The sequence below is a fragment of the Algoriphagus mannitolivorans DSM 15301 genome, from assembly GCF_000429425.1.
In the GTDB taxonomy this organism is placed as follows: domain Bacteria; phylum Bacteroidota; class Bacteroidia; order Cytophagales; family Cyclobacteriaceae; genus Algoriphagus; species Algoriphagus mannitolivorans.
This window is the reverse complement of record NZ_AUBV01000007.1, coordinates 1-12159: the sequence shown is the minus strand read 5'-3', so window position 1 is coordinate 12159 and position 12159 is coordinate 1. Positions and strand designations below refer to the sequence as shown.

Genomic DNA, 12159 nt, shown 5'->3' with positions numbered 1-12159 from the left:
ATTAGCTTAAGGCCCGTTTGACCCTTATCGCCAATTCATTAGGGTTGAATGGCTTCGGGACAAAATCAGCCACCCCAAGATTGAAAGCCTCCAATACGACCTGTTCCTCTTCTCCCAAAGAGCTCAGAACGATAATCGGCGTATGAGGCTGTGATTTTTTTGCATGATGGATGATCTCGATACCACTTCTGAACGGCATCATCACATCAGTGATTATTAGGTCTGGGTTTAGCGTGTCGATTGCTTTGATGCCTTCATTCCCATCTTTGACCAAATGGGTTTCATAGCCATCTTTTTTTAATCTAAACTGTACCAGACTGGAAATCAATAAATCGTCCTCGATAATCAGGATTTTCTTCATAATAGGGTGAAACGAATGATAAAGATACTATCCCATTCAGATTTACAAGCGGTTTTTGCCATTCAAAGAAAGAAAATAAAATTACCATGCATCACAGACTCAACAAATCGCATTTCAAAATTTAAATACTGCCATTGATCAAAAAAAAAGTTTGAAAAAATAATTGTCGCTAGATGGTAAAAAGCCTTTTGTTAGCTTGCTGATTGAAGAATAACCATCAATCGCATGAAAAAACAAATTCTGAAAGCTGGCTTGCTTGGCTTGCTGGTTGCCGGATTTATCACCCAAGCTTCCTGGGCACAAAGTGACCCCACGGGAAAGCGAAGAGTGACCGGCACCTATGCAATTACCAATGCCACCTTGTTTTCTGCTCCAGGTCAGGCTGGTGTCAAAGGCACAGTTCTGATTAAAGACGGCGTGATCCAGGGAGCTGGATCTGGAGTCCAGATTCCCAAAGAGGCACAAATAATTGCAGGTGACTCCCTATTTATCTATCCAGGCTTCATTGACGGAGCTGGCAACATGGGCGTGACCCGTCCCAAAGATCCGGAAAGACCAAAAGACATGGTCAATTCCAATCCTCCCGATGAAATCGCCGGAATCACCCCTTGGAGATCTGTCACAGATCAATATTCTTCCAACGCAAGTCAGGTAGAAGATTGGAGAAAAGCCGGTTTTACGATGAGCCAAATTCTCCCTGAAGGAGGAATGATTCCCGGAAAAGCGGCGATCATGGTATTGGGTGACCCTCAATCTACCAACCTTCTCCAACTTAATACCGCTCTTGCAGCCAACTTTAGAGGTTCTAGAGGTATGTATCCTGCAACTGCCGTTGGGGTAATGGCCAAGTTTAGAGACGTCTATCAAAATTCCTCCTATGCCTTAGAGCATGAAAAACTCTTTGCTTCTACCACTGGCGTTAGCAGACCACAGACTACTCCTACCGAATCAGGAATGGCTGCTGTGGTACAAAAGCAAATCCCTGTGATTTTTAGTGTTACCAATGATTTGGAAATCCGTAGAGCAATTTCCCTTCAGAAAGAACTTGGGTTCAAATTGGTGTTGACTGGTTTGGAATATTATGAACCTGTGATCGACTTGATTAAGTCTTCCAATGTTCCTGTGTTGATCAAACTCTCAATTCCTGACGACAAGGCTTTGAAAGCACAAAAGGAAGAAGGTGTTCCTGAAGCGACCAAAGCTCAATATGCAAGAGTAAAAGAAGCTTACGATCAAGCATTGAAGCAGGCTTCTTTGTTGGAAAAAGCAGGTATTCCTTTTGCCTTCTCTACTATCGATGCAAAAGCCGGAGATGCTCACAAAGCCTTGAAGGCGATGGTTGAAAATGGATTGAGTGAGAAAGCTGCCTTGGCCGCGTTGACCACCAACCCCGCTTCAATTTTGGGCATCAACAGAGTGGCTGGCACCCTTGAAAAGGGAAAAATGGCCAATATGGTGATCTTGACCGATTCTCTTTTCAAAGAAGGAGCACAGGTAAAGCACGTGATTGCTGACGGTTTTGTATTTGACTATGAGATCAAGAAAAAAGCTGCTGCCAGCAATGGTAAATCCGAAAATGGCGGAACTGTTAAAATTGAAGGCACTTGGGAATACACCTCCGAAACTCCAGCAGGATCGAATGGTGGAGAAATAATCCTGAAAAAAGAAGGCTCAGAGTACTCCGGTTCTATCACCTATGATGATCCATCCGGATCCGGAAAGATTTCTTCCCCAATCAAAAATGTTTCATTCAGCGGTAATAGACTATCCTTTGATTTCAATGTAGCAGCAGAAGGAATGAACCTGACCGTAAATATCTCTGGAGATGTCAATGGAAGCTCCATGGAAGGAACCATGTCTGTGGCACAATTTGGGTCTTTCCCGATCAAAGCAAAACTTGCCTCACCAAGCCTAAATGACTAAAAGATGAAAAAGCTAACTCTAATACTTTCGGCTTTCTTGGGCTTAGGAATGAACCTGACTTTTGCCCAAGCACCTAAAGGAAATATCTTAATCAAAAACGCCACTGTACTCACAGTAACTCAAGGGACTCAGGAAAATGCTGACGTCCTGGTACAGGATGGTTTGATCAAGCAAATCGGAAAAAACCTAAATGCTCCTGCCGGGGTCGAAACCATCGATGCCACAGGCAAATTCCTGATGCCGGGAATTATCGATGCACACTCCCATGTGGCTCTGGACGTGGTCAATGAAGGTACCTCTCCAATCACTTCTGAAGTTCGAATGAAAGACATGGTAAACCCCTATGAAATTGGAATTTACCGAGCTTTGGCTGGTGGAGTGACGGTATCTCATGCCATGCACGGTTCTGCCAATGTCATTGGTGGACAAAATGCCACCTTGAAGCATCGTTGGGGTTCTTCGAATCCAGCAGACATCATCATGCAGGACGCTCCTCGCACCATCAAATTCGCATTGGGTGAAAACCCAACCCGTGTTCATGGCAGAGGAAACGGAATCCAGCCAAGAACCCGAATGGGAGTTGAGGCGGTAATCCGAAATGGCTTTAACGAAGCTATTCAATACAAAAAAGCCTGGGAAGCCTACAATGCAGGAAAAGCCCAAAAAGGAAACACCCTTACTCCTCCTGCATACAATGAGCGTCTGCAGACTTTGGTGGATATTCTGGATGGAAAAATCATTGTACACTGTCACTCCTATAGAGCTGATGAAATCTACATGATGATCAATGTATTCCGAGACTTTGGAATCAAAAAACTGGTCTTCCAGCATACCAATGAAGGATTTAAGGTAGCTCCAGAAATCGCTGAATATACGATGGGAGCCTCAGTCTTTGCGGACTGGTGGGCTTACAAAATGGAAGTTTACTATTCCACTGCATTCAACGCTGCGATTTTGCAGAAAAATGGAGTGATCACATCCATCAATTCCGATTCAGCTGAATTGATCCGTCACTTGTACCATGAGGCTGCAAAAACCCAACGGTATGGAGGATTGACAGATGAAGAAGCCTTGGCAATGATCACCATCAATCCGGCCAAACAATTGGGATTAGATAGCAAAATCGGTTCTATCGAAGTTGGTAAACAAGCTGACTTGGTCATTTTCGACCATCATCCACTTTCAGTATATGCCGTGCCTCAGATGACCTTTGTGGACGGGGTGAAATACTTCGACATCCAAAAAGACAAGGATGACCAGAGACAAATTGTTTCTGCTACAGAAATGGTAGAGCCAGTTTACCTGAGAAATGCCGAAGAAGACGACCACAGATGTATGCAAGATTTGGATGCTTATTATGAAGCATTCCAAGGCGCATTTATGGGTCACAAACATTAATTACCCCAACGAATAGGAACATGAACAAAATCATAAAAACCTTTTGTGCTGCACTCTTGGCAACCTTGCCTTTTGCAGCCATGGCCCAAATTGACGGGGAATTTGTAAAACCCCGCTCCGGGAAATTTCTCCTGCAAAATGCCACTGTGGTTACGATCACCAAAGGCACTTTGAATAACACTTCTGTTTTGATTGAAAATGGAAAAATCGCTCAAGTAGGCAGTAATATTGCCGCCGGAGATGCCGAAGTGGTTGATTGTACTGGAATGTTTATCTATCCGGGTATGATTGACGGCGGTACTCGCTTGGGAATGGTCGAAGTGAGCTCTGTAGCTGAAACCGTTGACTACGCCGAAAACGGAAATGTCACGCCAAACATGCAGGCCTTAACTACAATCAATCCCAACTCTGAAGCAATCGGAGTGACTCGGGTGTCCGGTGTAACTACTGCCCTGGCAGTACCTACCGGAGGCCTTTTCCCTGGAACGGCCGCCTTGATTAACCTCAATGGCTATACCCCAGATCAGATGTACGGTGGCTTCAAAGCCATTGTGATGAACTTCCCCAGCTCAGGCAGACGAGGGAGATTTGACAGAAGATCCGACGAGGATGTAAAAAAGGATGCTGAAAAAGCCATCAAGGAGGCCAACGATATCTGGGAGAAAGCGAAAAACTACTGGGAATTGAAAAAATCTGGAGCTCAGCTTCAATATTACCCTGAGATGGAGCAGCTTTCCAAGGCTGTGTCAGGAGAACTTCCTTTGCTGATTGTAGTAGATGCAGCCGCTGATATCCAAAGCGCCATCAAGTGGGTGGCCGACAAAAAAATCAAGGTTATCTTCTCAGGGGTAGCTGAAGGATGGAGAGTAGCTGACGAAATCGCCAAAGCTGGAATTCCAGTCATCACTGGACCTGTGCAGGACCTCCCAACGAGGGAATCTGACCGATACGATGCAGCTTATGCCAATGCCGGTAAAATGGCCAAAGCAGGTGTGAAAGTAGCTCTCAGAACAGACGAAGAAGAAAACGTGAGAAACCTTCCTTTCCATGCAGCATATGCAGCAGCCTATGGTTTAGGCAAAGAAGAAGCTTGGAAAGCTGTAACGATTAATACCGCTGAAATTCTAGGAGTACAGGACCAATACGGTTCTGTGGAAGCTGGAAAACGAGCTAACTTGATCGTATCGACCGGTGATCCTTTCGAGACTAAAACCCAAATCATGCATGTGTTTATCGATGGATATAGAATTCCATTGTCCAACAGACACATTCGCTTGTATCAGGAGTTCTTGGAAAGATCTCCAGGTCTGAAGGCAAACTAAATTCACCAAAAGCCATGGGAGATTATCTCATGGCTTTTTTTAGTTTATTGAAAAATTGGAAAATTTGAAAATTGAAAGGTTAAGCCCCTGTTGGTTTTGGTACGAAAAACTGTCCAAGTTTCTTGCATCGGTGACCAGATAATCTTTCAAAAAATCCAGCAAATAGTATTGCTTGTTGCTATACTCAATTTTCCAATATTCCAATCTTAAAATTTTCCAATCTATCCCTATGAAAAAACACCTATTTGCCTTCTCCGCTGCAACGCTCCTATTCGGGACAGTCGCAGCTCAGGATGGTTTTTTGAAATCACAAATCCCACAGGAAAAAGCTTTTGAACAGGCTTTTCTCCAATCCAATCAATTCGGAAGATTCAAAACTCACCTCTCCGAACTCACCAAAAACCCGCATATCGCCGGGACTCCGGAGAATGAATTGGTCAAAGACTACATGGTCAAGATCATGTCCGATGCCGGCATGGAAGTCAAAGTATGGCCTTACGATGTCTATTTGCCGAATAATCCCGGAAAATCGGAACTTCAGATCGTCTCCCCTGTTCAGATGACCCTTTCCCAAAAGGAAGGGGAAATCGCCGAAGATCCTTTTTCCAATGATCCAAGACTTCATTTGGGGTTCAATGCCTTTTCCGGAAGCGGTGACGTGACTTCCGAGGTGGTGTATGTGAACTACGGGACACGGGAGGATTTTGAAAAATTGGCTGAAATGGGTGTAGAACTCAAAGGAAAAGTAGCCATTGCCCGCTATGGAGGGAACTTCCGAGGTTACAAAGCCAAATATGCGGAGCAGTACGGCATGATTGGATTGGTGGTCTATACTGATCCCAAAGATTCCGGATTTTCCAAAGGAGAAGTGTATCCCAATGGACCTTTTTTCAATGAAACAACCATCCAACGAGGCTCCATGCTGACCTTGGATTTTACCGGTGATCCATTGACGCCCAACCGCCCTGCCCTGCCTTTGGATGGCTCGAAAAAGGTAAAAAGAGACGATCCGGCAAGTGTAGATTTCCATACCATCCCAGTAACTCCGATTGGCTATGGTGCAGCCAAAGAAATCCTTAGCCGTATGAAAGGCTCCGAAGTACCTGCGGGATGGCAAGGAGGCTTTGATTTTAAATATCGAATCACCGGAGGAGAAGATCTCAAAGTAAGAGTGATGGTGGATCAAAAGCCGGATTTTATTCGTGCCAACAATGTGGTGGGAACATTTGTCGGAAAGGACTTCCCTGATGAATGGATCATTTTAGGTTCGCACTACGATGCCTGGAGCTTCGGGGCCACTGATCCCAACTCCGGAACTGCGATGCTTTTGACCTTTGCGGAAGCCCTTGGAGACCTGTATAAAAATGGCCAAAAGCCTTCCCGTTCTATCTTGATCGGACATTGGGATGCTGAAGAGCAAGGCGTGATTGGTTCGACGGAATGGGTCGAGCACCTCAAAAAAGAATTGGGTGCCAAAGCGATTTCTTATATGAATTTCGACGGAGGTGCTTCAGGGAGAAATTTCGGAGCTTCCGCCGCCCCTACCTTGAAAAAGCTGATTATCGATGCTTCCAAGGAGGTAAGCTATCCTGATTCTGCCAAAACTGTGTTTGAAATTTGGGCTGGACAAAATGAGGAACCTCGCATCGGGAATTTGGGCGGAGGATCTGACCACATCGCATTCTACATGCATGTCGGCGTTCCATCGCTCAGCGGAGGTTCCGGAGGAACTACTGCTTATCACTCCAACTATGACAACTTCCACTATTATTCCAAGTTTTCAGACCCAAGCTTCAAAATGGGCGGAGCGGTAGCTCAAGTTTTCGGTTTGGTAGCGATTCGCCAGGCAAATGCCGCAGTCATCCCATACGATGTGCCTAGATATGCCCAGGATTTGAAAGGCCATTTTGAGCAAGCGGTAAAGAATGTGAAAACCATTGAGCCAAATTTCCAGGGATTTGATCAGGTGGAAGCCGCCTTGCAGAAATTAGAAATGAATTCGGCTGCTTATCAGGTAGCTTTGGATAAATCTTTGGAAAGGGAGTCATTAAGCTCCAAAGAACTCGCAAAGATCAACAAAGGCTTGATTGGACTGGAGAAAAGCTGGATCGATCCTAAAGGCATGTATTATGGAGAATGGTACAAATCTCTCTATGTCTGCAATGATCCGTTCTCAGGCTACGCTTCCTGGATCTTGCCGGGTATCCAGTACGAAGTCGCGATCCGAAACACTTCCCGTCTGGAAGAATGGGATACACGCTATGCCAAAGCCATTCTGGATTTGAGTAAAAAAATCGAGAAGCTGACCCAAGTGATGGAATAGGCTTCAGGCCCTTTTTGGATTTTCAAATTAAAAGCCCTTGGAAAGTTTGACTAGCTCGCTTTCCTGGGGCTTTTTCATTTGAATCTACACTCCTTATAACATTTCGATGATTTTTTTTAACAGCCAAAAAAAAGACTGTTTACACATTCGCTTTATCTTATATCTTTAGGGATAAGTTTTTGATTTTCTTTTTAAATGACTAGCGAAATACTACTCAAACCCAGAAAAGCCCTTAACCCCGCATACCTAAAGGTAAAACCCAATCGAATTGATATTGAAAAGTTCAAATTCAATTTGATTGCTCTTTTGGATCAATCTAATGACAAGGAGTCTGAAGAATTTCATAAAAACCTGGTTTCTGATTTTTTGAAGAAAACCTGGTATGATCCCAACCATTTTATCAACACCAAAGGGAGAAATGACCTCGTCATTCACAATGGAGCCAAATCCAATACAGAAGTTGGGGTAATCATTGAGGCGAAAAAGCCAACCAATAAGGCTGAAATGCCTTCCAAAACCAATTTAAATTCCAAGGCTTTTCAGGAATTGATTCTTTATTATCTAAGGGAAAGGATTACCGAGAAAAATACCTCTGTCCGTCATTTGGTCGTCACCAATATCTACGAATGGTACATCGTGGATGCGATTCATTTCGACCGACTCTTTGCACAAAACAAAAAGCTGGTCAAAGACTTTGAAGAGTTTTCAGCAGGAACCAAATCAGATACTCGTACTGATTTCTTTTACAAATCCATTGCAGAGCCCGAACTCGAGAAAGTCAAAGACAGTATTCCTTTTGCCTATTTTGATTTTCGGGAATACGATAAACCGCTTCGGAATTCGGATAAAGCAGACGATTCCAAACTAATCGCTTTATTCAAATTACTTTCCCCTGAGCATTTGTTGAAACTCCCCTTCGCCAATGATTCCAACAGTCTGGATAAGAGATTCTATTCCGAATTACTTCATTTGATTGGGCTGGACGAAAAGAAGGATGGAGGCAAAAAGATCATCGGAAGACCCAAAAAAGAAGACCGGAATCCCGGTTCCTTGTTGGAAAATGCGATCAATCAACTCAAAACCATGGACCTGGTCTCCCGTTTGGATAGACCCTCCCAATACGGAGACACGGAAGAGGAGCGCTTGTTTGCAGTGGGTTTGGAATTGTGCATCACGTGGATCAACAGGATTCTCTTTTTGAAATTGCTGGAAGCCCAATTGATCAGCTACAATAAGGGAAACAAAGATTTTGGATTTTTATCCAGTAAAAAAATTGGGGATTTTGACGAGCTAAACAGCTTGTTTTTCGGGGTATTGGCTAAGCAATTGGCGGAAAGAGATGAAGACCTGAATGATAAATTCTCACATGTCCCCTACTTGAATAGCAGTTTGTTTGAAGGAACAGAGATGGAATATAAGACTTTGTTTATTTCCAATCTTAAGGATGACAAAATCCTTCCCATTCATTCAAGCACGGTACTGAAAGATTCCAGTGGAAAGAAACTCAGCGGAAATCTGAATACCCTGGAATACATCTTCCGTTTTCTGGATGCGTATGATTTCAGCTCAGAAGGATCAGAGGAAATACAGGAAGAAAACAAAACTCTGATCAATGCCTCTGTGCTCGGCCTAATCTTCGAAAAGATCAATGGATACAAGGACGGCTCTTTCTTCACTCCGGGATTCATCACCATGTACATGTGCAAGGAGACGATTCGAAGGGCCGTGGTTCAGAAGTTTAGGGAGGCTGGGTATCACAAACCCTCCAAGGGTATGGAACCCTTGGAGGGTTCTGAATTGGAATTTGATGACTTGTACGATTTTATCACGGATCGAAATGAAGCCAATTCACTGGTCAATTCTTTAAAAATCTGTGACCCGGCGGTAGGTTCGGGACATTTCTTGGTATCTGCATTAAATGAAATTATCGCCGTCAAAAATGACCTGAGAATCCTTCAAGACAGAAACGGGAAAAGGCTCAAAGAATATCAAGTCACGGTAGTCAATGATGAATTGGTGATCACGGATGAGGACGGAGAACTATTTGAATACAATCCCAACAATCCCGAATCCCAACGCATTCAGGAAACACTCTTTCATGAGAAGCAAACCCTAATCGAAAACTGCCTTTTCGGGGTGGATATCAATCCCAACTCAGTCAAAATCTGTCGACTTCGACTCTGGATTGAACTCCTGAAATCATCCTACTACAAGCCACAAACCCTCCAAGGGATATCAACCCTAGGAGGGTTTCATGGCAGGGAACTGGAAACCCTTCCGAATATCGACATCAATATCAAGTGTGGAAACTCCCTGGTCTCCCGCTTCGCCTTGGATGCAGACCTCAGTCAGGCTCTGAAGAAAAGTAAATTCTCCATAGATGCGTATCGGATCGCAGTAGATACCTACCGCAATGCCCAAAACAAAGAGCAAAAACGGGAAATGGAGCGACTGATTGAAACCATTAAGTCTGATTTTAGAACAGAAATTACCAGTACAGACCCCTTGTATAGAAAATTAGCGGATCGTCGCGGGGATTTAATGAAACTTCTCAACCAAGAAAATCTATTCACCCTATCCAAATCTGAACAAGAGGCCTATGATCACAGAGCAACCTATCTGGCAGGAGAAATCAAGAAATACGAGGAAAAAATAGAGGAAATTAAAAACAATAAAATTTACGAAAACGCATTTGAGTGGAGATTCGAATTCCCGGAAGTGCTGAATGAGCAAGGTGACTTTGTAGGGTTTGATGTGGTAATTGGGAATCCACCATATATCCGTCAAGAAGAATTGAAAGGGTTCAAAAGATTGTTTCAAAATCAGTTTAAAACCTACTCAGGAACAGCTGATATCTATATTTTCTTTATTGAAAAGGGATTTGAAGTATTAAAGGAAAGTGGGCTATTTTCATACATCATGCCTAATAAATTCATGCAGGCTGGGTATGGAAAACCTGCAAGAGGATTTTTGAAAAGTAAACAGCTAGTTTCTATCGTTGATTTCGGAGATATCCAAGTGTTTGAAGAGGCAACAACTTACCCTTGTATTTTGATTGCAAAAAATGATGGGACAACAAAGAATTTTCAAACCATCAAAATTCCTGATTTCCGATTTTTGGAAAATTTTGAAATCAATGTCATCCAAAATATGACTTCCGTTTCTAGCGATATAATTACGGAGGATACATGGGTTATCTCAAATTCTGAGGATCAAAAAATTCTAGATAAGATTAAATCAATTTCAAGGAAATTGGAGGACTACCTCGAAGGGGAAGCCAATTATGGGATTAAAACAGGATTATCTGAAGCATTTTTTATTGATGATTTAAAAAGAGAGGAATTGATAACCCTTGATCCAAAGGCAAAAGAAATAATTAAACCTATGCTTAGAGGTCGTGAAATGGATAAGTGGGTCACTCATTCAAAAGGTTCATGGCTTATTGGAACATTCCCCAGTCTTCAATTGAATATTGAGGATTTTCCTAGTGTTTTTAATCACTTATCTAGCTTTGGGAAGGAGAGATTAGAACAATCGGGAAAGAAAGGATCTAGAAAAAAAACAAGTGGTAAGTGGTTTGAAACTCAAGACGCTATTTCTTACTGGAAAGAGTTTGAAAGACCTAAAATCATGTATCAGGTATTTCAAGTCAAACCTTGTTTTTTATATGACAATGAAGGATTGTACTGTAATAACTCCATTTGGGTCTTGCCAACAGATGATAAGGTACTTTTGGGAATTCTCAATTCAAAATTGGGATGGTGGCTTATCTCAAAGTATTGTACACAAATTCAAAATGGTTATCAATTAATTTGGAAATACTTTAGCCAAATTCCTATAGCAATAGAAAAACCAAAAACAAGAAAGGAAATTGAAGTCAGAGTTAATAAAATAATTGAAACCAAGAAATCTAATCCAGAATTTGATTCTTCGGTCTTGGAATCAGAGATTGATGAATTGGTTTATGAATTGTATGAAATAGAAAAAGAAAAAATTAACATTTTTATCTAAATAATTTTTAAAAATCGAAAAAAAAGAAAAAAAATGAAAATTGATTTAATAATTGAAAAGTATAAAATATTAGAATTAGGACTATATAAAAAAGGGGAAAAGAAACCATACCTATACAATATAGAAGAATTATTTGATGAAATAAACACAAAATTCACCGGAAAAAGTCTAATTAACACAAAAACATTTTCTAAAGAAAGATACAAAAATTTCAACCCTGTATATATTTTAGGATTTATTAATGAAAATGATTACATACTATTTTGCACTTGGAATGAAATTGACTCTGAATCAAACAAAGTAAGAGCAATTAAAGGATCAAGAAAATATGGAGAGGAAATAAAGATTTCAACGACAGATTTTCAGGAAGATGATATTTTAGGCGTACCTGCATTTTTTATAATTGATAAAAAGAAAGAACTAATTTTCTCAATAAAACAAAAAGGAGTACAATATTCCGGAGACACTATCCCGAAAAGTGTGTAAATAGATTTTAGGGTTAGTTAGAGTTTTAGACGGTTTTCAAACATAATCATAAATTGGTTTAGGATCATTCCCCAGTCTCGGATGGGCATGGTCCATTTTTTTGTGGCCTCCATGACTGCTAAGAAGACCGATTTGAGGACGGCTTCATCGGTGGGGTAGGAAAGCTTGTTTTTGGTGTATTTTCTGATTTTTCCATTTAGGTTTTCGATGATGTTGGTGGTATAGATGATCTTTCTGATCTCCAGTGGGAAGTCCAGGAAAGCTGTGAGTTCTTCCCAGTTTTCTCTCCAGCTTTTGATGGCATAGCCGTATTTCTGCCCCCACTTGCCTTCCAG

The 12159-nt window shown here is 41.9% G+C and carries 8 protein-coding genes; 6 read left to right on the top strand and 2 right to left on the bottom strand.

Annotation, left to right across the window (positions count from 1 at the left end):
- Position 1 precedes the first annotated feature (1 nt).
- A complete protein-coding gene (locus G458_RS0108220; RefSeq protein ID WP_026951478.1) occupies positions 2–361 on the bottom strand; it encodes a response regulator transcription factor in 360 nt (119 codons plus the stop codon).
- A 225-nt stretch (positions 362–586) separates the two neighbouring features.
- Between G458_RS0108220 and G458_RS0108215 the strand changes: the two genes are divergently transcribed.
- From G458_RS0108215 to G458_RS0108185, 6 genes are all read left to right on the top strand, one after another.
- Complete coding sequence (locus G458_RS0108215) at positions 587–2284, top strand: amidohydrolase family protein (RefSeq protein WP_051287139.1); 1698 nt, start codon at positions 587–589, stop codon at positions 2282–2284.
- A gap of 3 nt (positions 2285–2287) precedes the next feature.
- Positions 2288–3682, top strand: coding sequence for an amidohydrolase (locus tag G458_RS0108210; protein WP_035467953.1), 1395 nt, complete (start codon positions 2288–2290; stop codon positions 3680–3682).
- A 20-nt stretch (positions 3683–3702) separates the two neighbouring features.
- On the top strand, positions 3703–5004 hold the full coding sequence (locus tag G458_RS0108205) for an amidohydrolase family protein (protein ID WP_026951475.1): 1302 nt from the start codon (positions 3703–3705) through the stop codon (positions 5002–5004).
- A 229-nt stretch (positions 5005–5233) separates the two neighbouring features.
- Positions 5234–7327 (top strand): M28 family peptidase, encoded by a 2094-nt coding sequence (locus G458_RS0108195; RefSeq protein ID WP_026951474.1) that lies wholly within the window; start codon positions 5234–5236, stop codon positions 7325–7327.
- Positions 7328–7522: 195 nt separating this feature from the next.
- Positions 7523–11338: a class I SAM-dependent DNA methyltransferase gene (locus G458_RS0108190; RefSeq protein WP_026951473.1), complete on the top strand. Its 3816-nt coding sequence runs from the start codon at positions 7523–7525 to the stop codon at positions 11336–11338.
- A gap of 33 nt (positions 11339–11371) precedes the next feature.
- Positions 11372–11824: a hypothetical protein gene (locus G458_RS0108185; protein WP_026951472.1), complete on the top strand. Its 453-nt coding sequence runs from the start codon at positions 11372–11374 to the stop codon at positions 11822–11824.
- 17 nt (positions 11825–11841) lie between these two features.
- Here G458_RS0108185 and G458_RS20450 read toward each other — a convergent pair.
- Positions 11842–12159, bottom strand: a 318-nt coding sequence (locus G458_RS20450; protein ID WP_035467951.1) for a transposase, incomplete at its 5' end; no start/stop codon positions are given.